Genomic DNA, 20220 nt, shown 5'->3' on the forward strand with positions numbered 1-20220 from the left:
CTGCGACTTCAGCGCGGCTCGACCGACTCGAGAACAAAGGTGCCCGAGTCGGGGTCGTGGGTTCCGGAGACGGAGAACTCGCCCCACGGTGCATCAGCGTGGTCCACATAGGACCCCTCTGGCAGCTCTGCCCAGTCCCAGTTGGTGATGCGCGGGCCGCTGCACTGCGGGGGCGCGGACTCCATGATGGGCCCCACGCACAAGGTGGGGGACTCGCCGCCCACCACGGTGGTGTCGATCTCCACCGCGCCGGCGGGCAGCTCTTCAGCATGCGGGTCAGCTGTGGACGGGTCCTCGGCAGAATCACCGCCACAGCCGGCGAGCAGCAGTCCTCCCACGGTCAGAGCGGCGAGAGCCCCAGCGCGAGGCAGGAGCTGTGCGATCGGGGGCAGGGTGCCCACGCCGGCTACTTCACGAACCGGATGCTCAGCGGGTACCGGTAAGGCCGTCGCTGATAGGCGGCGACGGTGGCCAGGATGCTGAAAATGAGGTTGACGATGACGGCGAAGGCCAGGATCACAAAGCCGATGAGGATCAGCGTGGTCAATCCACCGATGACGTAGAGGATGAACAGCGTGATCTGCCAGTTCACCGCCTCCTTGCCGTGATCATCGATGAACCGCGAGCGTTCGCGGAACACTAGCCACAGCACCAGCGGAACCACCCAGGAGAGCACCAGCCCGCCCAGGTGGATACCCACACCCCAGCCCTGCTCCTCGCCAGGGCTCAGAGGCGGATTCGGGTATCCGGGGTTCTGCGGGGGATGAGTCATGGGAATCCTCTCGGTGAGGGGAGATCTTGGTTGAAGCGTGATCCGTGGTTGCTGATCACGAGCTTATCCAGCCCCGGATCTGTACGGTAGGTGCCATGCAGGTCCATCACGAGATTCCCGACGACGTCGTCTCTCTGCTGCGCGTCGCCCGCCGCGTGGCGGTGCTCACCGGCGCAGGCATCTCAGCTGAGTCCGGGGTGCCGACGTTCCGCGAAGTGCAGAAGGGGCTCTGGGAGAGGTTCTCCGCCCAGGACCTGGCTACCGTGGACGCCTTTGAGAGCGACCCCGCGCTGGTCTGGACCTGGTACCGCTGGCGTCAGTCCCTCATTCAGCAGGTCGAACCCAACCCCGGGCACGCCGCCCTAGCGCGCTGGCAGAAGCACCTGACCGAGAGCGGGGGCACGCTGACGATCGCCACCCAGAACGTCGACGATCTGCACGAGAGGGCAGGTGCCGAAGTGCTCGCCCACCTGCACGGAAGCATCTTTTCCCACCGCTGCCTGGGGTGCGGTAGCGCCGTCGAGTTGCCGGCGCCTCAGTACGACGGCTTCGAATCCCCTCCCAGTCCCGAGGATCCCCCGAGCTGCTCCGCGTGCGGAGGTCTGATCCGGCCCGGTGTCGTCTGGTTCGGCGAGATGCTCCCCATGGACGCGTTTGAGGCGACCGCTGAGGCGATCCGCCACGCCGACGTCGTGCTGGTGGCCGGCACATCCGGTATTGTGCAGCCGGCCGCCTCCTTGCCGCTGCTGGCGCTGGAGCGCGGTACGCCGCTGATCGAAGTCAACCCTGAGGAGACCGAGATCAGTGAGGTCATGGACTACTGCCTGCGCGGACCCTCCGGGCAGCTGCTGCCGCCGATGGTGGATTCTCTGAAGCGGTGAGGTTCGTGGCCGCTGAGCCCTGAATCCTAGCCCGTGATGCACCCTCGGCCCGGCCGCCGTCGAAAGGTTCCTTGTGACCCCGTGGGAAGCCCTGCTCCTCGGAGTGATCCAGGGGCTGTTCATGTTCCTCCCCGTCAGCTCGTCCTCCCATCTGGTGATCGCGGAGCACTGGTTGGCCGACCGGGGGTCGATGATTCCCTCGCCGGACTCCCCGGAGATGATCTTGTTCAATCTGGTGGTGCACCTGGGCACTATGGTCTCCGTCGTCGTGGTGATGTTCCAGCCGCTCATGCGACTGATCCGCGGCACGGTGGTCGAGATCAGACTGTTCTGGCGGCGCAGGACGCTGCGGCATCTCATTCATCTCAAGCTCATGCTGCTGGGCGTAGTCACTGTGGGCATCACCGGGGTCCTGGGGCTTGTGGTGCGCGAGTTCGGCACAGACGCCTTCGCCATCCCCTGGGTGGTCGCGATCTTCCTCTTCATCACCGGCGCGATCCTGTGGTGGTCCGACTCGGTGCGCAACACCTGGCGCGGTGCTGGACAGATGACGCTCATGGTCGCGGTGGTGATCGGCCTCGCCCAGGCCGCCGCGCTCTTCCCGGGCATCTCCCGCTCCGGCATCACCATCGCCGCCGCGCTGGCACTGGGCATGCACCGCAAGATCGCGGCCCAGTACAGCTTCTTCGTGGCGATCCCCACCATCGTCGCGGCCACTGGTGTGCAGTCGCTGAGCCTGCTGAGCCACGAAGGGGGGTTCTCCATCGGTGCCGACGCCTACTGGACGGCGTTCATCGTCTCTGCCGTGGTGGGTGCCCTCGCGCTGTGGGCGGTGCTGACGCTGCTCTACCGCGCGCGCTTCCGGATCTTTGCCGTCTACGTGGTGCTCTTTGGCGCCTTCATCCTCATCGCCCAGCCGGATCTCTCCGAACCGCCTCCGGTAGACCAGCTGCCGGTGGAGGAGGGTCAGACCGACGTCCCCAGCTGATCCGCCGATCCGCGGATCCCAGGCAGTAGGGTGGAGACATGATGTGGCTCTACCTCCTGGCCCTGGCGATCATCGGGTTGGTCATTCTGGCGCTGGCCGGCCCCTGGAAGGGGGAGCCCGCTCCGCGGGAGGAATCCCCTGAGGCAGGCGGGGACGACGTCGACCTCCTCCTCTCGCGCGCCGCAGACCAGGGTCTAAGCGCCGAGGACCTCGAGACGGTCCAGTTCGACTCCGCGGTGCGCGGCTACCGGATGGACCAGGTCGACAAACTGCTCGACGCGTTGACCGAGCAGCTGCGTCATGCCCGGTCAGAGGCTGATGGAAAGAGCCAAGAAAGCATCTCGGGGTGACATTCCCCTCAGGTACGCGATAATAGAAAGTGATCAGTTCCGGCGGATGTCCCGCCGGCTGCTGACGATCCGTAGTAGGAATACGAAGGGAATCACTCGATGGCTGCAATGAAACCGCGTACTGGCGACGGTCCGATGGAGGTCACCCAGGAAGGACGCAGCCTTATTATGCGAGTCCCGATCGACGGGGGCGGTCGTCTGGTGCTCGAGATCAACAACGAAGAGGCCGAGGCGCTCAAGCAATGCCTGATCAAGGCCGTCGGCGAGTAGACCCTTCCGGCGGGCCCCAGGCCCGCTATCTCTTCACTGCCAGCAGCAGGCCCGTGCCCGTGGGCAGCAGAGCCGTCGTGAGGTCGTCGTCGTTCTTCAGGCGCCGTTCCACAGCGCGCATCGCCTGTGTTCGGGCCTCTCGCACGGCCGGCTTGGGCACACGGTCGCGGTCGAGCGCATCATTGATCACCAGCGTGCCGCCACGGCGCAGCAGCCGTATGCCCTCCTCGGCGTAGAACTCTGCCTCTTCCGGCTCGGCGTCCACGAACACCAGGTCATAGCCGCCCCGGGTCAGTCGGGGGAGCACCTGCTGCGCGTACCCGCTGATCAGTCGCGTGTGGGACGAAGGGATGCCTGACTCCCGGAAGCTCTGGCGGGCGGCCGCCAGATGGTCGGGCATCGGATCCAGGCTCGTGAGCACCGCCTCAGGGGCTCCGCGGAGCAGAAACACGCCAGAGACGCCGGCGCCCGTGCCGATCTCCACGATGGCCCTGGCCCCTGTGCCCGCAGCCAGGGCGCTGAGGGCAGCGCCCGTCCCCGGACTGACGGACTCCACTCCGAGATCGTCGGCGCGCAGTCGTGCCTGAGCGATTGCCGCATCCTCCTCAGCGTGCTGCTCTGCGTAGGTCCAGCTGCTGTGCTTTGCGGCCTGTGAGGGCGGTGTCCCGGCCATGTAGGTCCTCTCGTGTGCGTGTCGATCATCCTATGCTGTGGCAGCAGACCGTGATGACCCGATCGATTGATGACCCGATCGATTCACAGCTAAATTTAAGCTTTTTTTCAGTAAAACGAGGCAGAATTTCGGCGATGCCCTCTATCCGCAGCAGCAGTCGCGGTTCCGCTACAGCAAGTCCCGCAGTATCCAGCCGGCTTTCAGCTGGCTGGATCATTGGCATCTTTTTCTCCAGTCTGACCCTGGTGGTGTGCGTGGTGCTCGCCGCAGCATGGATCGTCGGAGGGCGTGCGATGCCGCAGACGGCATCGGTGCAGTCGCTGCTTCCTCCTGAACCCCGTTCTGAGCCGGTCACCGCTGCCGGCAGCGGAGCGGGCGACGCCGTGGCGGCCAGCTCCGAGGGTGAGCTCAGCGAGCTCGACCCCCACTCCGGGATCCTTCCTGGATCCCGAGCCAGCGTGCCCATTCACGAGTTGCCCGTGGAGAAGCTGAGCCTGCTCAAGACGTGGGGCTGGTCCCTGCCCCATCTGGCTGATCGCGGCTATGAGCCCGAGAAGCTCGAGACGGGGGTCATCGAAGGTGTGCGCACTATTCAGCTGCAGCTGGTCGATGACAACTACACCATGTGGGTCGCTGAGACCCGCGCTGAGGAAGAGGGCCGGACCCTGGACCCGATCGAGGAGAAGGTGCTGAAGGTCCTGGACCCTGCGGACTTCTCCGCGGAGCGTCTGCAGCTCTCCACGGGAGACGAATGCACCCTCTACATCTCGGAGTCCGATGACAGCTGGACCGCGGCAATGGAGACTGACAGGGCTCAGTACGTCATCAGCTCCGATATGCCCACGGCGGCGGCCTCCCAGATCATGAGCTGGGTCATGCTGACCGACCGCTCCCGCGTGCAGACCCAGCCCCTGGCGCCCTCCGCCAGTGAACGTGTGGGCCGCGGGCTGGAGGAACTCTTCGGCTGGATCCCTTGATCTTCCGCCGCGCCGGGGCCATAACCGTACAGCCTCCGCCGCGTTCGGCGATTCGTCTGCTGATCTTGCCGCTAAGGTAGTGCCGTGCCCGGTATCAATGTCTATGAGCTGATCATCCTGATCGTGCTCGCCCTGGTCATCCTGGGGCCCGAGAGGCTGCCACAGTACGCCAACACGCTGGGGCAGTGGGTCCGCAAAGCACGCGGCATGGCCGAGGACGCCAAGGTCCGGTTCAAAGAAGAGACCGGCACGGACTTCGACGCCGTCGACTGGCAGAAGTACGACCCGCGCCAGTACGACCCCCGGCGCATCATTCGCGAGGCCCTCGCCGAAGACTATGAGACCGTGCGCTCCACCGCCAAAGAGGTGGAATCCACCATGGACCCTCGTGCGCTCTTCGGAAGCGGCAGCGCACGGAGCGCGACCTCGCGTTCGAGGGCTTCCGGGGCTAAGGGCGGGGCGCTGGCAGCGGGCATGGCCGGCTCCGCCGCCTCGGGGCAGAGCTCACCCGCGGCTGCTGCGGACTCACGGCCTGAGGACAGAGATCCGTTGGAGGACGCTCCGGCTCCCTTCGACGTCGACGCGACCTAGCAGGGCCCCCGGGATCCCGGCTGTCTCAGAACGACAGGGGCAGGGACTTTCCACTTAGTCCCCGGCCACGTGAGGCCAGCGCTGCCGCGACCTGCCGCAGCGCGCTCCCGGCCGGGGAGTCGGGGGAGGAGAGGACCACCGGTGCGCCGTCGTCGCCTGCCTGGCGCAGGGTCGGATCCAGCGGCACAGAGCCCAGCAGCGGAACGTCCGTCTCCAGGGAGGCGCTGAGCCGGTCCGCAACGATCTGGCCGCCCCCGGAGCCGAAGAGGTCCATGACTGTACCGTCAGGCAGCCGCAGCGGCCCCATGTTCTCGATGACTCCGGCAACCTTCTGATCCGTCTGAGTGCTCAACGCCCCCGCACGCTCAGCAACGTTCGCCGCCGCCGCCTGCGGGGTAGTGACCACCAACAGCTCGGAGCCAGGCAGCAGCTGGGCAACGGAGATCGCAATATCTCCGGTGCCCGGCGGCAGATCCAGGAGCAGCACGTCCAGGTCACCGAAATGTACGTCGGTGAGGAACTGCTCCACTGCGCGGTGAAGCATGGGGCCCCGCCAGGCCACGGCCTGGTTGCCGTCGACGAACATACCGATGGAAATCGTCTTCACGCGGTAGGCGACCGGGGGCAGGATCATCTCATCCAGTCGCGTAGGTTTGGCCGTGATGCCCAGCAGGCCGGGGATGGAGAACCCGTGCACGTCGGCGTCGATCACCCCGACCTTCAGTCCCAGCTCGGCCAGGGCACAGGCGAGGTTCACGGTGACGGTGGATTTGCCGACTCCGCCCTTGCCCGAGGCTACGGCGTAGACGCGAGTCAGCGAGTCGGGGGAGGCGAACCGGTTGACCCGGCCGGACTCGCCCCCGGTGAGCTGCTCCTTCAGGACAGCCCGCTCCTCGGGGCTCATCACGTCCAAGCTCACCTGTGCGGTGCGCACACCCTCGGCCCGGACGGTAGCGGCAGTGACGTCGTCGAGGATGCGGCTGCGCATGGGACAGGCCTCGACAGTGAGCTTGATCTGCACCGAGGCGTCCCCGGCGTCGTCGACGGTGATGTCCCCGACCATCCCAATCTGGGTGATCGGAAGCCGAAGCTCAGGGTCCATGACCTGGTTCAGCTGGGTACGGATGCGGTCGATGACGGTCTCAGACACCCATACAGTCTACGGCGAGGCCGCAGTGCAAGAATGGGGTGTATGACAGTCCAGACGATGAACTCCGGCGGTCTTCCTCGCGGTGAGCTGCTGGGACGCTACCGCACCTACGACGAGGCGCAGAAGGTGGTGGACCACCTGGCCCAGGCTGAGGGTTTCAACATCAAGACCATCAGCATCGTCGGCAACGATCTGCGCTCCGTGGAGTACATCCGCTCGCGGCTCTCCTATCCGCGCGTTGCGGGGGCCGGCGCGGCGCAGGGTGCGATGTTCGGCTTCTTCATCGGTCTGCTGCTGTTCCTCTTCGCGCCCGAGGCGCCGCTGGCGAACCTGCTGATGTCGGTGCTGCTGGGCATGGCGATCTGGATGATCATCGGCGTCATCTCCTACGCGATCCGCCGCGGCAAACGCGACTTCTCTTCCTCCACCCAGATGGTGGCCACCACCTATGACGTGGTGTGCGACTTCTCCGTGGCCGGACGTGCTCGCAAGCTGGTGGCGGAAGCCGGTGTGACCAGCCTCAACGCCTGGAACGACCCGACCGGGCGGTCCGTCTCCCTGGGCGGCGGACCATCTGCGGGCGCCTCCCGGAGTGCGCACGACGACGTCTCCTCCGGCGGGCAAGGAGCAGCGGGCGGCGCGGGGGCGCCCTCGGCACCACGCGGATACGACGATCTTCCCGATGGGCGGCCGCGGTTCGGAGTGCGCCGGGAGGAGCCTCGTCCTGAAGAGCCGCAGGCCGAGTCCGTCCCCCGCGAGGACGCCGAAGCCAAGACCGCCGGGCAAGGAACCGCGAGCGCCAGCCTCACCCCAGGTCAGGGTGCGTCCGAGGCCGCAGATGATGCGCAGGCGGCTGATGAGACGCAGCCTGCTGCTGAGGACTCCTCCGGCGAGGACGCTGACCGCCCCAACGAGGCGCGGTGAAACAACTGCGGGCCGTGCGTTGCGAGCCCGGCAATGTTTCATGTAGGCGGCGTGCGGCGCCTTCTATGAAACGCTGCCGGGCGCTGAGAAGCGCACCGGGGCTTCAGCCGCAGGTGCGCCGCGTCCTTCAGCCCTGGAGCTTGCGGATCCAGGCCTCGACGTCGTCTGCCGTGCGCGGCAGGCTTGCAGAGAGGTTCTCGGCGCCCTCTGAGGTGACCAGCACGTCGTCCTCAATCCGCACGCCGATCCCGCGGTATTCCTCGGGCACCGCGAGGTCCTCCTTCTTGAAGTACAGGCCCGGTTCAATGGTGAAGACCATGCCCGGCTCCAGCACTCCGTCGAGGTAGAGCTCGCGCTTGGCCTGAGCGCAGTCATGGACGTCCAGGCCCAGGTGGTGGCTGGTGCCGTGGGGCATCCAGCGGCGGTGGTGCTGGCCCTCCTCGGAGAGCGCCTCCTCCAGGGAGACTGGCAGCAGTCCCCAGTCCTTCAGGTGCTCGGCAAGCACCGCCACGGCGGCCTCATGGATCTGGCGGAACCGGACGCCGGGTGCGACCACGGCGAAGGCGGCGTCTGCGGCGGCGAGCACCGCCTCGTAGACCCGGCGCTGCACCGGGCTGAACTCACCGCTGACCGGAATCGTGCGGGTGATGTCCGCCGTGTACAGCGAATCAGCCTCCACGCCGGCGTCCAGCAGAAGCAGTTCGTCCGGATCGATCGCTCCAGTGTTCCGGATCCAGTGCAGCACGGTGGCGTTGTTGCCCGAGGCGGCGATGGTGTCATAACCCAGGTCATTGCCCTCCAGACGGGCGCGGGCGAAGAAGGCACCCTCGACAATGCGCTCACCGCGCTGATGGCCGACGGCGGAGGGCAGGGCGCGCACCACATCCTCGAAGCCGCGCGCGGTGGCGGCCACAGAGTGGCGCATCTGCTCAATCTCCCAGTCATCCTTGACCAGCCGCAGCTCGGAGAGCACCTCACTGAGCTCCGCATCGAACCGGTCGGAGACCTCCAGGTCCACGCCCGTGTTGATGCGGGAGGTGTCCACCAGCGCGTCCACGTTCAGGTCCACCTCGCGCAGCAGACGAATGCGCGTGCCGCCGAGCTCCACGGCACCGGCGTTCTTGGTGACCGCAATCTCCAGCTCATTCAGGTGCTGCGTGCGCAGGCCCAGGCGCTGCTGGAACTCCTGGAGGCCAGGGCGCGGCCCGATCCAGAACTCGCCGTGACGTGCATCCGCATAAAACTCCTCGCTGTCCCGCCCGGCCATGGGCTTGAAGTACAAGGTGGCCTCGTGATGGCCGCCGTCATCTCCCTCGCCCTCCTCCACGGGCTCCATCACCAGGACGGCATCGGGTTCGTGGTCCACGCCCAGCCCCGACAGGTGGGCGAAGGCAGAATGCGGACGGAATCGGTAGTCCGTGTCATTGGAGCGGACCTTGAGCGGGCCGGCCGGGATCACCAGGCGCTCGCCTGCGAAGGCCTCCGAGACCGCACGACGACGCCGCGCCGCGTAGTCCGCAACCTCCTCGCGGGAGTGCCTGACCTCCTCCGCGGGGGCCCAGTGTGAGGCCATGAAGGTCTTGAAGGCCTGGGAGGTGGGGCGGTGGGAGCGGTTGTTCACCCGATCACCGAGATCCTGTTCCCCGCCCTGGGCAGGGGTGCCGGACTGGTCCTGAGAAGTCTGCGAGTCGCTCATGCCAGATATCTTGTCATGACCCTCACATAGGCTATGTTTATGAGCTTTGACCTTCACACCCACTCCCTGGTCTCTGACGGCACCCAGCCTCCGGCCGATGTGGTGGCCGCAGCAGCCCGCGCGGGACTGGAGGGCATTGCGCTGACCGACCACGACACCACCGCCGGCTGGGACGAGGCGATTGCGGCGGCCCAGCAGCACGGCCTGCTACTGCTGCCCGGCATGGAGATCACCACTAAGACTTCCAACGGCATCAGCGTGCATATGCTCAGCTACCTTCATGACCCCGAGCACGCAGGTCTGGTCGCGGCCATCGCCGAGGCCCGCGAGGGCCGAGTGGAGCGGGCCAAGCGCATCTGCGCGCTGCTGGCTGAGGATTTCCCCATCACCTGGGACTCTGTGGTCGAGCACGTGGGACCAGACGCGACCATCGGCCGGCCACATCTGGCGGACGCGCTGGTGGCCGCAGGGGTTGTGGGCACCCGGAGCGAGGCGTTCCAGAAGTACCTCCACTCCCGCTCCCGGTACTACGTTCCCCAGGACAACATCAGTCCGACGGCGGCTATCCGGCTCGTCCTGGAGGCCGGCGGCATCCCTGTGCTGGCCCACGGAATGGCTTCATCCCGGGGACGGACCGTCAGCGTGGACCAGTTGGAGGAGATGATTGAAGCAGGGCTGGCCGGCGTCGAGGTCTGGCACCGGGACAACCCCGACCAGGGCCGCGAGCTTCTGCTGGACCTGGCCCGCCGCCACGATCTCCTCACCACTGGCTCCTCCGACTACCACGGAGACGGCAAGCCCAACCCCATCGGTGAGAACACCACCGACGCGGCGACGGTCGCCCACATTCTGGAGCGGGCCACCGGAAGCCCTGCCTATGGAGAGTTCCGCGCCGCCTGAAAAGAAGGCGCAAGAGAGCAAGGCTGAATTAGACTCAGCACGTATGACCGACATCGACGTCCCTGCAGGTGTGCGGGCCAAAAGGCTTCCGCGCGAGCAGCGGCGCACCCAGCTGTTGGACTGCGCCCTGAAAATCTTCGTGGCCAAGGGCTATCACGCCGCCTCGATGGACGACATCGCCGAGGTGGCGCAGGTCTCCAAGCCCGTCCTCTACCAGCACTTTCCGGGCAAGCACGAGCTGTTCCTGGACCTGCTGGAAAGCCACCTGCGGCACCTGCAGTCCGAGCTGACCGCAGCCCTGGCGTGCAGTACCGAGAACAAGGAACGCGTCCAGGCCACCATCACCGCGTTCTACGAGTTCATTGCCCGCGAGGACGAGGCCTACCGACTGATCTTCACCTCCGGTATGGACAACGACGAAGAGGTCGCTGACCGCCTGGATCGCTTCCATGATGCAATGGCAGGGGCAATCGCGGAGGTGATCGCCGATGACACCGGACAGCCGATGGCTGAAGCCACCATGCTCGGGCACGGACTCATCGGCATGGCAACCTCAGCAGCCAGGCACTGGAGCCGGCTCTCCGAGCGGCCCGCGCTGGATGTGTCCTCGAACCTGACGGCGCGTTTGGCCTGGAGAGGAATCTCCGGCTTCCCCAAGGAATCCGAGCAGCTAGCCGGGGAGTAGCGGCTACACTCGGGAGAAGGAATACCTGAATCTTGCGGTGCCTGCCGCACAAAGGCCGGCACTGTCGAATCCAAGGAGTGGCATGGAAGTACGCATCGGAGTCCAGAACGTCGCCCGCGAGATCGTTATCGACACGGACGCTAAGCCCGAGGAGATCGAGCAGGCCGTCGCCGAAGCCGTTGAGAGCTCCAAGCCCCTGCTGACCCTCACCGACAAGCGCGAAAAGAAGATCGTGGTTCCGGTGAGCTCCATCGGCTACGTGGAGATCGGCACCGACACCAAAAAGACTGTGGGATTCGCCGCCGCGGTCGCTGACTGAAAGAACGTATGACTGAACTATCCCCCGAGGTCCCGACTTCCGAGGGCGAGCAGCCCGCCGCAGAGACGCCGTCTCTGACCTTTGCCGACTTCGCCGTCCGCAGCGAGATCGTCGAGGCGCTCGCCGAGAAGGGCATCACTACACCCTTCCCCATCCAGGCTGAGACTCTGCCGATCGCGTTGAGCGGTCACGACATCATCGGCCAGGCCAAGACCGGCACCGGCAAAACCCTCGGCTTCGGCATCCCCGCTCTGCAGCGGGTCATCACTGTTGACGACGAGGCCCACGCCTCCCTCCCTGCCCCGGGCGCGCCCCAGGCCCTCATTGTGGCTCCCACGCGCGAACTGGCTGTGCAGGTGGCGCAGGATCTGAAGACCGCCGGCGCCAAGCTCGGCGCCCGCATCGCCACCATCTACGGTGGCCGTGCCTACGAGCCCCAGATCGAGGAGCTGCAGCGCGGCGTGGAGATCGTGGTGGGCACCCCAGGCCGCCTGATCGATCTGCACCGACAGAAGCATCTGAATCTGAAGAACATCCGCATTGTGGTCCTCGACGAGGCCGACGAGATGCTGGACCTGGGCTTCCTGCCCGACGTGGAGACTCTGCTGGCCGCCGTGCCCGCAGTGCGCCAGACCATGCTCTTCTCCGCGACCATGCCCGGTCCGGTCATCGCCATGGCCCGTCGGTACATGACCAAGCCCACGCATATCTCTGCGGCGGACCCCCTGGACGAAGGCGTGACGAAGAAGGACATCCGCCAGGTCGTCTACCGGGCGCACTCCCTGGATAAGGACGAGATGATCGCCCGCATCCTCCAGGCGGAGGGGCGCGGACGCACCATCATCTTTACCCGCACCAAGCGTCAGGCGGACAAGCTCTCTGCGGAGCTGGTCTCACGAGGCTTCGCTGCCGGTGCCATCCACGGAGACCTCGGTCAGGGTGCGCGCGAACAGGCCCTGCGTGCGTTCCGCAATGACAAGGTCGACGTCCTGGTGGCCACCGATGTGGCCGCCCGAGGCATTGACGTCACCGACGTCACCCACGTCATCAACCTCACCTGCCCCGAGGATGAAGCCACCTACCAGCACCGCATCGGCCGCACGGGCCGTGCGGGCAAGAAGGGCACTGCTGTGACCTTCGTGGACTGGGAGGACATGCCTCGTTGGAGCCTCATCAACAAAGCCCTGGGGTTGAACATCCCGGAGCCGGTGGAGACCTACTCCTCCAGCCCGCACCTGTTCGAAGACCTCAACATCCCCGCCGGAACAAAGGGACGCCTGCCGCGTCACAAGCGTTCCAAGGCCGGGCTGGATGACGAGGTGCTCGAGGACCTCGGCGGTCCGGGAGAGAAGAAGCGGGAGAATGGTGGCCGCAGCGGCCGCGGCGACTCTCGCCGCTCCTCCGGCCGCGGTGGGCGTCAAGAGTCCGGAGGACGCGGACGCAGCCGCCGACGCTCCGAGGACTCTGGGGAAGCCCCTCGTGCGTCCTCCAACGGCACCAACGCCCCGCAGGGCGAAGGGAACGGTGCCGCCAAGCGCCGGCGTCGTCGTCGCAAGAAGGTCTCCACCGGTGAGAACACCGGCGGATCCGACTCCTGAGACGCCGTTCTCCCCGGAAGGGCCTAACCTGGTGCTCCAGGGCGAGAACCTGGAGCTCATCAGTGCCCTTCCGGAGGGGACTTTCCAGGTCATCTACCTGGATCCGCCGTTCAACACCGGCCGCGCCCAGCAGTCGGTGAAGTTCACCTCCACGCGTCGTGATGACGGGCTGGGGGAGCGGCTCGGCTTCGCCGGACGCAGCTATGACACCGTCCGGCAGCTGCTGAGTCACTACGACGACGACTTCACCGACTACTGGGAGTTCCTGCAGCCTCGGCTGGCAGAGGCGTGGCGGTTGCTGACACCCACCGGCACGCTTTACCTGCACCTGGACTACCGCGAGGTGCACTACGCGAAGGTGATGTGCGACGCCGTCTTTGGCCGGGAGAACTTCCTCAACGAGATCATCTGGTCCTACGACTACGGGGCGCGCACCAAAAAGCGCTGGCCCACTAAGCACCAGAACATTCTCGTCTACGTCAAACACCCCAGCCGCTACTACTTCAACTCAGAGGCTGTGGATCGCGAGCCCTATATGGCGCCTTCCCTGGTGACGCCGGAGAAAGCCGCGCGCGGCAAGCTGCCGACGGATGTCTGGTGGCACACCATCGTCTCACCCACGGGCAAGGAAAAGACCGGCTACCCGACCCAGAAGCCGGTGGGGCTGGTGCGCCGCATGATCCAGGCCTCCTCTCAGGAGGGTGACTGGGTGCTGGACTTCTTCGCGGGTTCGGGGACGCTTGGGGCTGCGGCGGCCGAGACGGGGCGCCGCTTCGTCTGCATAGACTCGTCAGCCCATGCGATGGAGGTCATGGCCCAGCGCCTGGGAACTCATGCCGAGGTGCGCTACGCCTCCGCCTGAGCGGCCCGCTGCACGCTGATCGGAGGTCCAGGTCAGCCGGCTCAGCGCACGGCGTGGTCTCTCTCCAGCACATGCTTCAGATGCTGGGCCAGACGTCGAGCAGCCGGCACGCGACCGGCCGCGGCTTCGGCGGTCTCTACCGCGGGGTTGTAATTGGTGTTGGTGTTGATGTCGTAGACGACCTGCTCCCCGGTGACGGTTTCGATGAACTCGACGCCGGCGATCTCGATGCGATATTCGGCCAGGAACGCCTCCAGCTGACGGATCAGCGGAGTCTCCGCAGTGATGTCAGTGCGGCGACTGAACTGCTCGGCAGCGGGCAACGCGGCGGAGCGGTCGTCGTTGCTCTGGTCGCTGGCGTCCGGTACGGAGCATGCGGAGCCTGCCAGTCCGGGCTGCGGAATCTCACAGACCACGGCGGGGCAGAGTTCGAAGGAGCCACCGGAGACGTCGACCTTCACGGCGTAGTGGAAGCGACCGCCGATGAACTCTGCGCGGGTAATGAAGGGCTCAGCGGGCTGGACGTAGTTCTGGATCAGGGTGATGCCGTCAACGGGCTCGTTCTCCCCGCCCGGAGCGAACTTAGCAGCTACGGACTCCAGCTCTGCATGGGACTCGAAGCGCCTGACCCCCAGCCCCTTGCCGCCCTGGTTGTGCTTGGTGATGAACGGTGGAGTGAAAGCCCGAGCCGCCTGCGTCAGAGACTCGTGCCCGAAGACGGCGGTGGTGCGAGGTGCCGTGAACCCGTGCTGGGCCAGTGCCCTGTGCTGCCGGATCTTGCTGACCTCCAGCTCATAGACCCCGGCCCCGTTGACCACTGTGCGACCCGCGGCCTCCAGCCAGGCCAGCACCGCCCGCCCGTACTCCTTCACGTGGGGATCGGTGCGGGTGTGCGAGGAGGCCGAGAGACGCGCGAAGAAGACGCCCTCTGGCGGCGCTGACGCGAGGTCAAGCACTGCTCCGGGCAACAGCCACTCCACGTACTCGATGCCCCGGGCTGATATGGGAAGATGCTGTGGGTGAGCACCCAGCAGCAGGCAGCGCCGACCGTCCCCGCCCACGTGAACATCCGTACTGCCCGGCCGGAGGAGTACGAACGCATTGGTCAGCTGACCGCGGCCGCCTACGTCCAAGGCGGTCACCTGCCGGCGTCGGACCCCTACATGCTTGAGCTCGCGGACACGGCCGCTCGAGCCGAGCTGACCACCGTGCTCGTTGCCGTGCTGCCGGACGGCTCCGTAGCGGCAAGCGCCACGCTGACCGAGTACGGTGCCGCCCTAGCGGAAGTGGCACGCCCCGGGGAAATGGAGTTCCGCATGCTCGCAGTGGCACCGGAGCACCAGGGCAAAGGCATCGCGCGTATGCTGGTGCGCCACATCATCTCCATCGCCGAGGCCCGGGAGGACATCAGCGGAATCGCCATCTGCAGTCTCCGTTCCATGACCTCGGCCCACGCGCTCTACCGCTCCGAAGGGTTTGTGACGGATCCGGCGCGCGACTTCCATCTGCAGCTCCCAGGGAAGACCATGAGCTTCCCCTTCTTCCTGCGAAAGGTCTGATACCCATGAGCCCGAACTCCCACGACGCTCAAGCAGCGGAGCAGTACACAATTCTCGCCGTCTGCACCGGCAACATCTGCCGCTCACCCGCGATGGAGCGGCTGCTGGCGCATCTGCTGCGCGGGGAGGACGGTATCACCGTGATCTCCGCCGGCACCTACGCGCACGACGGCGAGGATATGCAGAAGCAGATGAAAGACCGCATCGCTGACTACGGGGCAGAGGTTGAGGACTTCGTCGCCGAGCAGGTGACACCGACCATGATCATCGAGTCCGACCTGGTGCTCGCGGCAACGCGTGTGCACGTCAACGACATGCTCGCCGAGGTTCCCGAGGCGGAGCCGAAGATCTTTACCCTCCGCGAGTTCGGTCGCATCCTGGAGGAGCTTGAACCCAAGAGCCTTCCGCAGGGGGACACGTCCGAGAAGCTGAAGGCGCTCACGGAGCTGGTCAGCGAGCGCCGCACGGACTCCGCCGAGGCAGGGGAGGAGGACGACGTCGTCGACCCCTATATGCTGCCTGACGACGTCTTTGACGAGTCATTCCGCCAGATCCGCGAACCGATTGAGGCACTGGGCCGGGTCCTGGGTCTGCGCAGCTAGGCCTTGAGGCGTGGTGGCGAGCGTGGCGGGGTGGCCCGGTCCGCGGAGCTACCTCACAGGCTCTCCAGCCCGAAGGTCCGCAGAACCAGGGGGAAGGCCAGGAACGCCACGGCGTCGAGCAGGAAATGTGCGATGACTAGCGGCATCACGCGCCCGTACCGGGTGTAGAGCCAGCCGAAGATCACGCCCATCGCAAGGTTCCCGATTCCGGGGCCGAACCCCTGGTACAGGTGGTAGGCCCCGCGCAACACCGCGGAGCCGAGGATGATGAGCCAGATGCTTACCCCCGGCCAGATGCGGCGGGCTCGGTCGAAGAGGTAGGCGATCATGATGACCTCTTCCAGCAACGAGTGCCGCACGGCGGCCAGCAGAAGCATGGGAGAGCTCCACCAGTACTGTGTGACCTCCGCTGGCACGATCTGTGCGGTGACTCCCAGGCTGCGACCGAGGAAGTAGATCACCAGCGTGCCCGCGCCGATGAGCACGAACAGGCCTGCGGCCAGTGCCCAGTCGCGCCCAGGACGGCGGAAGTCCAGCCCCCAGCGCCGAAAGGGATTGCCGCCGGTGTGCAGGATGAACAAGTAGAGCACCAGCGCCACCGGTACCAGAGCGAAGAGCGAGTCGAGCAGCTGGAAGAGGAAGTCGAAGCCCTCGCTGCGAGCGCGAGAGGTCTGGACCCGGGCTACCTGATCGGCGATAGGAGTCTCCACGGCGCGTTCCCACAGACGCAGTGCCGCGTAGACGGCTGATTGCCCGAGTGACAAGGCCAGCACTATGCCTAGTTCCCAGCCGTAGAACCGTCGCGAGCGGACTGTGGAGGCGGGGGAGAGGCCCCCAGGATCTGACGTCTGGCGACTCGACGAGAGTCGTGAGCTCGGCGGGGTGGCGTCGTCGGGAGTGTGTGTCACCCTCCCATTATTGGGTGTCCCTGCGATGCGCGTGGGGATCAGAACGACTGAGACCCTGCCCCCGCAGGAGCGGGAACAGGGCCTCAGGTCGTGAGGGAGGTCAGCGATCAGTGATCGTGGCCGTCCTCCTCGTCCTTCTTCTCGACCACGAGGGTCTCGGTGGTCAGGACCAGAGCGGCGATGGAGGCCGCGTTCTGCAGAGCAGAGCGGGTCACCTTCACCGGGTCGATCACACCAGCGGCGATCAGGTCGCCGTACTCGCCGGTCTTGGCGTTGAAGCCATGGTTGGGCTCCAGCTCAGCGACCTTGGAGGCGATCACGTAGCCGTCCTCGCCGGCGTTCTGAGCGATCCAGCGCAGCGGCTGAACCAGGGCGCGCTGGACGATGCCCACAGCAGCTGCGGCATCGCCGGAGAGTGCCTTGACCTCGGCGTCCTCCTCCAGCACGGAGAGGGCGTTAATGAGGGCGGTGCCGCCGCCGGCGACGATGCCCTCCTCCAGAGCTGCACGGGTGGAGGAGACAGCATCTTCGATGCGGTGCTTGCGCTCCTTCAGCTCCACCTCGGTGGCGGCGCCGACCTTGATGACGCCCACACCGCCGGCCAGCTTGGCCAGGCGCTCCTGCAGCTTCTCGCGGTCCCACTCGGAGTCGGTGGCCTCGACCTGGGACTTGATGAGCGCCACGCGAGCGTCCACGTCCTCCTTGGAGCCGGCGCCCTCGACGATGGTGGTCTCGTCCTTGGTCACGGTCACGCGACGGGCGGTGCCCAGCTCGTCCAGGCCGATCTGGTCCAGCTTCAGGCCCAGATCCTGGGTGACAACCTGTGCACCGGTCAGGGTGGCGATGTCCTCCAGCATGGCCTTGCGGCGATCGCCGAAGCCCGGGGCCTTCACGGCCACGGCCTGCAGCGTGCCGCGCAGCTTGTTCACCACGAGGGTGGAGAGAGCTTCGCCCTCGACGTCCTCGGCGATGATGAACAGCGGCTTCTTGGCCTGCAGGACCTTCTCCAGCACGGGCAGGAACTCTGCCATGTTAGAGATCTTGCCCTGGTGGATGAGGATCAGCGGATCCTCAAGCACGGCCTCCTGGCGCTCTGCGTCGGTGACGAAGTGCGGGGACAGGAAGCCCTTGTCGAACTGCATGCCCTCGGTGATCTCCAGCTCGGTGGAGGTGGTGGAACCCTCCTCGATGGTGATCACGCCGTCGGTGCCCACAGCGTCGAAGGCGCGGGCGATCAGCTCGCCGACCTCGTCGTTCTGGGCGGAGATGGCAGCGACGTTGGCGGTCTGCTGACCCTCCACGTCACGGGCGTTCTCGCGAAGACGGCGGGTGACTGCGGCGACGGCGGTCTCGATGCCGCGCTTGATCTCACCCGGAGCCGCACCGGCGGCCACGTTGCGCAGACCCTCCTTGACCAGGGCCTGGGCGAGCACGGTGGCGGTGGTGGTGCCGTCACCTGCGACGTCGTTGGTCTTGGTGGCGACCTCCTTGGCGAGCTGAGCGCCGAGGTTCTCGTAGGAGTCCTCGAGCTCGATCTCGCGGGCGATGGTCACACCGTCGTTGGTGATGGTGGGGGCGCCCCAGGACTTGTCGAGCACCACGTTGCGGCCCTTGGGGCCGAGGGTGACCTTAACTGTGTCGGCGAGCTTGTCGATGCCGGCCTCAAGAGCCTTGCGGGCGGCATCGTTGAACTCAAGCTGCTTTGCCATAGATGGTTGCTCCTTCTAAAGCCGAGTATTAAGTGGTTTACTTCTCGACCTTGGCGAGGACGTCGCGAGCGTTGAGCACCAGGTACTCCTCGCCGCCGACCTTGACCTCGGTGCCGCCGAACTTGGAGTAGATGACGACGTCGCCAGTGGCAACGTCAACCGGCAGGCGCTCACCGTTGTCGCTCACGCGACCCGGTCCGACGGCGACAACTTCGCCTTCCTGCGGCTTTTCCTTGGCGGTGTCCGGGATGACCAGGCCGGAAGCGGTGGTCTGCTCGGCCTCCAGGGGGCGGACAACAATACGATCCTCGAGGGGCTTGATGGAGACTGACACGTCAGCTCTCTCCTTTGCGTGATGGTGAATCTTCTCTTGGCAATGTTGCTCGCCTTGGGAGTGACCAACCGTCGTCGCGGGTGCCGGATGGTGCCCCTTCAGGCTTTAGCACACGGTGACGCCGAGTGCTAAAGAAAACTATATGACCGGTTTAGCACTCGATCAAGAAGAGTGCTAAACCGTGGGAAACACCCCAGGATTTGCCCTCCGGTGGAGCCCGAGCTTGAAGGCGATTCCGCTAGCGACGACGACGGCGAGTCCGAAGACCCAGCCCGAGGCCGCGAAGGCGTGGGTTCCTGAGAGCAGCACACCGATGGTGCAGCCCAGGCCGATCATCGCGCCCCAGCCCAGAAGGATGCCGCCCACCAGCGCTGTGGTGGAGTTCCAGGCGGTGGCGCGCTCGACGCGGATGCGCCGGCCGGGCAGCGCCGCGGCGAAGGAGGCCAGCACGATGCCGATGATGAGCCAGCCGTTAGTGGTGATGGTGTGGACCACCACCGCTACGCAGCCGGCCAGCCGTTCGTCGAGGCCCGGCATGAAGCCCGAGAGCATCCCAGCCTCGGTCATCCCGGTGCGGGTCAGGGAGGAGATCTGGCTCGTCACACCCAGGGGCTGGTCCTTGTAGTAGGCGAGTACTGCGAGCAGGCCGACGCCGGCGCCGGTGGCCAGGGCGGGCCAGCGTTTGAAGAAGATGACGCGGCGCAGCTCCTCGCCGTCGACCGCGCGGTCCCCGCGACCTGCCACCGGAGGGTTCCACCGCAGCAACCAGATGCCCAGCCCGATCAGGATGCCCAACTGCAGCACAATGGCCATGGTGTAACCGCCGCCTGCGGGAAGCCACGGCACCGGTGCCCCGGAGATGAATCCGGAGTACATGAAGTCCCAGGAGAGGAAGCCGGCGCCGAATCCCAGCACCACCCCGGCCAATGCGGGAATGGACCGCAGGTGTCCCTCGGGAAGCCGGTAGAGGTGTCCGGCAATGCAGCCTCCTGAGACCACCATGCCCAGCCCGAACGCCAGTCCGGCAACGACCAGCGCAATCGAGACCGGGGCGATGTGTGCGTCGGAGGGGATGGTGCCGCCGTCGGGGTTCGGGACACGGGTGGAGAAGATCACCGCATAGCCGATCATGCCCACCGCGATGGACACCAGGATCGAGTACATCCCGCGGGAGTTCCCCTTCTCGAAGAGGTCGCGGAAGATACAGAAGAAGCAGTAGCGCCCACGCTCGAAGAGAATGCCCAGTCCGGCACCGATGAGGAGCATGAAGGCGGCATTGGAGCCGCCCAGCCCCTCGCCCTGGGTCCAGCCCAGATATGCCGCGGTTCCCAGCAGGAGAGCGGCGACGCCGACGGCGATTGATGTGCGCACGGTGTCGGCACGGGTCCAGCCCAACTGGCGGTCGGCTTTGACTTCAACGGTCATAGATTCCTCTTCTTGAACGCACCGGAACCGGGCTCAGACGTTCCTGA

General features: G+C 66.1%; 24 protein-coding genes. 14 read left to right on the forward strand and 10 right to left on the reverse strand.

The annotated features are described in order from the left end of the window. Positions 1-8 precede the first annotated feature (8 nt). Positions 9-401: a hypothetical protein gene (locus tag RH857_RS06845; protein WP_310537227.1), complete on the reverse strand. Its 393-nt coding sequence runs from the start codon at positions 399-401 to the stop codon at positions 9-11. A gap of 5 nt (positions 402-406) precedes the next feature. Then, positions 407-772 (reverse strand): DUF4870 domain-containing protein, encoded by a 366-nt coding sequence (locus tag RH857_RS06850; protein WP_310537228.1) that lies wholly within the window; start codon positions 770-772, stop codon positions 407-409. Between the two features lie 95 nt (positions 773-867). Between RH857_RS06850 and RH857_RS06855 the strand changes: the two genes are divergently transcribed. The 4 genes from RH857_RS06855 (at position 868) to RH857_RS06870 (ending at position 3261) form a co-directional block, all read left to right on the forward strand. Further along, positions 868-1653 carry an SIR2 family NAD-dependent protein deacylase gene (locus RH857_RS06855; RefSeq protein WP_310537229.1) on the forward strand — a complete coding sequence of 262 codons (786 nt, stop codon included), beginning with the start codon at positions 868-870 and terminating at the stop codon, positions 1651-1653. Positions 1654-1726: 73 nt separating this feature from the next. Continuing rightward, entirely contained in the window at positions 1727-2641 is a 915-nt protein-coding gene (locus RH857_RS06860) for an undecaprenyl-diphosphate phosphatase (protein ID WP_310537230.1), read from the forward strand. A gap of 38 nt (positions 2642-2679) precedes the next feature. Beyond that, positions 2680-2991 (forward strand): DivIVA domain-containing protein, encoded by a 312-nt coding sequence (locus tag RH857_RS06865; protein ID WP_310537231.1) that lies wholly within the window; start codon positions 2680-2682, stop codon positions 2989-2991. 99 nt (positions 2992-3090) lie between these two features. Continuing rightward, entirely contained in the window at positions 3091-3261 is a 171-nt protein-coding gene (locus tag RH857_RS06870; protein ID WP_310537232.1) for a DUF3117 domain-containing protein, read from the forward strand. A gap of 25 nt (positions 3262-3286) precedes the next feature. On the opposite strand, the gene RH857_RS06875 is transcribed toward RH857_RS06870, so the two are convergent. After that, positions 3287-3934, reverse strand: coding sequence for an O-methyltransferase (locus tag RH857_RS06875; protein WP_310537233.1), 648 nt, complete (start codon positions 3932-3934; stop codon positions 3287-3289). A gap of 134 nt (positions 3935-4068) precedes the next feature. Between RH857_RS06875 and RH857_RS06880 the strand changes: the two genes are divergently transcribed. Beyond that, entirely contained in the window at positions 4069-4911 is an 843-nt protein-coding gene (locus tag RH857_RS06880; protein ID WP_310537234.1) for a hypothetical protein, read from the forward strand. A gap of 84 nt (positions 4912-4995) precedes the next feature. Next, the gene (locus RH857_RS06885) at positions 4996-5502 is read left to right on the forward strand and encodes a twin-arginine translocase TatA/TatE family subunit (protein ID WP_310537235.1); all 507 of its coding nucleotides are present in this window, start codon (positions 4996-4998) and stop codon (positions 5500-5502) included. 25 nt (positions 5503-5527) lie between these two features. Here RH857_RS06885 and RH857_RS06890 read toward each other — a convergent pair whose 3' ends face one another. Then, complete coding sequence (locus RH857_RS06890; protein WP_310537236.1) at positions 5528-6652, reverse strand: Mrp/NBP35 family ATP-binding protein; 1125 nt, start codon at positions 6650-6652, stop codon at positions 5528-5530. Between the two features lie 42 nt (positions 6653-6694). On the opposite strand from RH857_RS06890, the gene RH857_RS06895 reads away from it, so the two are divergent. After that, positions 6695-7576 (forward strand): YflT domain-containing protein, encoded by an 882-nt coding sequence (locus RH857_RS06895; protein WP_310537237.1) that lies wholly within the window; start codon positions 6695-6697, stop codon positions 7574-7576. Between the two features lie 127 nt (positions 7577-7703). Here the strand turns inward: RH857_RS06895 and RH857_RS06900 are convergent, their stop codons facing one another. Further along, on the reverse strand, positions 7704-9272 hold the full coding sequence (locus RH857_RS06900) for an aminopeptidase P family protein (protein WP_310537238.1): 1569 nt from the start codon (positions 9270-9272) through the stop codon (positions 7704-7706). A gap of 39 nt (positions 9273-9311) precedes the next feature. Here RH857_RS06900 and RH857_RS06905 point away from each other — a divergent pair, with 39 nt between their 5' ends. The 5 genes from RH857_RS06905 (at position 9312) to RH857_RS06925 (ending at position 13636) form a co-directional block, all read left to right on the forward strand. Further along, the gene (locus RH857_RS06905) at positions 9312-10172 is read left to right on the forward strand and encodes a PHP domain-containing protein (protein ID WP_310537239.1); all 861 of its coding nucleotides are present in this window, start codon (positions 9312-9314) and stop codon (positions 10170-10172) included. Between the two features lie 43 nt (positions 10173-10215). Next, complete coding sequence (locus RH857_RS06910) at positions 10216-10857, forward strand: TetR/AcrR family transcriptional regulator (protein WP_310537240.1); 642 nt, start codon at positions 10216-10218, stop codon at positions 10855-10857. An 82-nt stretch (positions 10858-10939) separates the two neighbouring features. Beyond that, positions 10940-11176, forward strand: a complete 237-nt coding sequence (locus RH857_RS06915) for a DUF3107 domain-containing protein (protein ID WP_310537241.1) — start codon at positions 10940-10942, stop codon at positions 11174-11176. An 8-nt stretch (positions 11177-11184) separates the two neighbouring features. Then, a complete protein-coding gene (locus tag RH857_RS06920; RefSeq protein WP_310537242.1) occupies positions 11185-12774 on the forward strand; it encodes a DEAD/DEAH box helicase in 1590 nt (529 codons plus the stop codon). Beyond that, positions 12746-13636 (forward strand): DNA-methyltransferase, encoded by an 891-nt coding sequence (locus RH857_RS06925; RefSeq protein ID WP_310537243.1) that lies wholly within the window; start codon positions 12746-12748, stop codon positions 13634-13636. Before RH857_RS06920 ends, RH857_RS06925 begins: the two co-directional genes overlap by 29 nt. 41 nt (positions 13637-13677) lie before the next feature. On the opposite strand, the gene RH857_RS06930 is transcribed toward RH857_RS06925, so the two are convergent. Further along, on the reverse strand, positions 13678-14604 hold the full coding sequence (locus RH857_RS06930; RefSeq protein WP_310537244.1) for an ATP-grasp domain-containing protein: 927 nt from the start codon (positions 14602-14604) through the stop codon (positions 13678-13680). Between the two features lie 51 nt (positions 14605-14655). Between RH857_RS06930 and RH857_RS06935 the strand changes: the two genes are divergently transcribed. Both RH857_RS06935 and RH857_RS06940 read left to right on the forward strand, forming a co-directional pair. Beyond that, positions 14656-15195: a GNAT family N-acetyltransferase gene (locus RH857_RS06935; protein WP_310537245.1), complete on the forward strand. Its 540-nt coding sequence runs from the start codon at positions 14656-14658 to the stop codon at positions 15193-15195. A gap of 5 nt (positions 15196-15200) precedes the next feature. Beyond that, a complete protein-coding gene (locus tag RH857_RS06940; protein ID WP_310537246.1) occupies positions 15201-15797 on the forward strand; it encodes an arsenate reductase/protein-tyrosine-phosphatase family protein in 597 nt (198 codons plus the stop codon). 53 nt (positions 15798-15850) lie between these two features. Here the strand turns inward: RH857_RS06940 and RH857_RS06945 are convergent, their stop codons facing one another. The 4 genes from RH857_RS06945 to RH857_RS06960 all read right to left on the reverse strand — a co-directional run bounded on the left by RH857_RS06945 (position 15851) and on the right by RH857_RS06960 (position 20173). After that, positions 15851-16705 carry a CPBP family intramembrane glutamic endopeptidase gene (locus tag RH857_RS06945; RefSeq protein WP_374761132.1) on the reverse strand — a complete coding sequence of 285 codons (855 nt, stop codon included), beginning with the start codon at positions 16703-16705 and terminating at the stop codon, positions 15851-15853. Between the two features lie 107 nt (positions 16706-16812). After that, positions 16813-18414: a chaperonin GroEL gene (gene groL, locus RH857_RS06950; RefSeq protein WP_310537247.1), complete on the reverse strand. Its 1602-nt coding sequence runs from the start codon at positions 18412-18414 to the stop codon at positions 16813-16815. Between the two features lie 37 nt (positions 18415-18451). Beyond that, positions 18452-18748: a co-chaperone GroES gene (gene groES / locus RH857_RS06955; RefSeq protein ID WP_310537248.1), complete on the reverse strand. Its 297-nt coding sequence runs from the start codon at positions 18746-18748 to the stop codon at positions 18452-18454. A 174-nt stretch (positions 18749-18922) separates the two neighbouring features. Further along, positions 18923-20173: a YeeE/YedE family protein gene (locus RH857_RS06960; RefSeq protein WP_310537249.1), complete on the reverse strand. Its 1251-nt coding sequence runs from the start codon at positions 20171-20173 to the stop codon at positions 18923-18925. Positions 20174-20220: the final 47 nt, after the last annotated feature.

The sequence above is a fragment of the Nesterenkonia flava genome (genome assembly GCF_031432335.1).
In the GTDB taxonomy this organism is placed as follows: Bacteria; Actinomycetota; Actinomycetes; order Actinomycetales; family Micrococcaceae; genus Nesterenkonia; species Nesterenkonia flava.

Coding starts and splice junctions, on each gene's coding strand:
- RH857_RS06850 (WP_310537228.1), bottom strand. CDS start 772: ATGACTCATCCCCCGCAGAACCCCGGATACCCGAATCCGCCTCTGAGC.
- RH857_RS06855 (WP_310537229.1), top strand. CDS start 868: ATGCAGGTCCATCACGAGATTCCCGACGACGTCGTCTCTCTGCTGCGC.
- RH857_RS06865 (WP_310537231.1), top strand. CDS start 2,680: ATGATGTGGCTCTACCTCCTGGCCCTGGCGATCATCGGGTTGGTCATT.
- RH857_RS06870 (WP_310537232.1), top strand. CDS start 3,091: ATGGCTGCAATGAAACCGCGTACTGGCGACGGTCCGATGGAGGTCACC.
- RH857_RS06875 (WP_310537233.1), bottom strand. CDS start 3,934: ATGGCCGGGACACCGCCCTCACAGGCCGCAAAGCACAGCAGCTGGACC.
- RH857_RS06880 (WP_310537234.1), top strand. CDS start 4,069: ATGCCCTCTATCCGCAGCAGCAGTCGCGGTTCCGCTACAGCAAGTCCC.
- RH857_RS06895 (WP_310537237.1), top strand. CDS start 6,695: ATGACAGTCCAGACGATGAACTCCGGCGGTCTTCCTCGCGGTGAGCTG.
- RH857_RS06900 (WP_310537238.1), bottom strand. CDS start 9,272: ATGAGCGACTCGCAGACTTCTCAGGACCAGTCCGGCACCCCTGCCCAG.
- RH857_RS06905 (WP_310537239.1), top strand. CDS start 9,312: ATGAGCTTTGACCTTCACACCCACTCCCTGGTCTCTGACGGCACCCAG.
- RH857_RS06910 (WP_310537240.1), top strand. CDS start 10,216: ATGACCGACATCGACGTCCCTGCAGGTGTGCGGGCCAAAAGGCTTCCG.
- RH857_RS06915 (WP_310537241.1), top strand. CDS start 10,940: ATGGAAGTACGCATCGGAGTCCAGAACGTCGCCCGCGAGATCGTTATC.
- RH857_RS06920 (WP_310537242.1), top strand. CDS start 11,185: ATGACTGAACTATCCCCCGAGGTCCCGACTTCCGAGGGCGAGCAGCCC.
- RH857_RS06940 (WP_310537246.1), top strand. CDS start 15,201: ATGAGCCCGAACTCCCACGACGCTCAAGCAGCGGAGCAGTACACAATT.
- groL (WP_310537247.1), bottom strand. CDS start 18,414: ATGGCAAAGCAGCTTGAGTTCAACGATGCCGCCCGCAAGGCTCTTGAG.
- RH857_RS06960 (WP_310537249.1), bottom strand. CDS start 20,173: ATGACCGTTGAAGTCAAAGCCGACCGCCAGTTGGGCTGGACCCGTGCC.